This window comes from Cytobacillus kochii (assembly GCF_020171845.1).
Classification (GTDB): domain Bacteria; phylum Bacillota; class Bacilli; order Bacillales; family Cytobacillaceae; genus Cytobacillus; species Cytobacillus kochii.
The window spans coordinates 1-502 of record NZ_JAIVAM010000047.1 but is presented as its reverse complement, the minus strand read 5'-3'; the positions used below and the strand labels follow the sequence as shown (position 1 = coordinate 502).

Annotated in this window: 1 rRNA gene; it reads left to right on the top strand. The window is 54.0% G+C overall.

The features are described 5' to 3' along the window. A 16S ribosomal RNA gene (locus LCM23_RS25765) occupies nt 1-502 on the top strand; the annotation flags it as partial.

Below are 502 nucleotides of genomic sequence, written 5' to 3'. Positions count from 1 at the left end.
TTAGCGGCGGACGGGTGAGTAACACGTGGGCAACCTGCCTGTAAGACTGGGATAACTCCGGGAAACCGGGGCTAATACCGGATAATATCTATTTATACATATAATTAGATTGAAAGATGGTTCTGCTATCACTTACAGATGGGCCCGCGGCGCATTAGCTAGTTGGTGAGGTAACGGCTCACCAAGGCGACGATGCGTAGCCGACCTGAGAGGGTGATCGGCCACACTGGGACTGAGACACGGCCCAGACTCCTACGGGAGGCAGCAGTAGGGAATCTTCCGCAATGGACGAAAGTCTGACGGAGCAACGCCGCGTGAGTGATGAAGGTTTTCGGATCGTAAAACTCTGTTGTTAGGGAAGAACAAGTACCGGAGTAACTGCCGGTACCTTGACGGTACCTAACCAGAAAGCCACGGCTAACTACGTGCCAGCAGCCGCGGTAATACGTAGGTGGCAAGCGTTGTCCGGAATTATTGGGCGTAAAGCGCGCGCAGGCGGTTC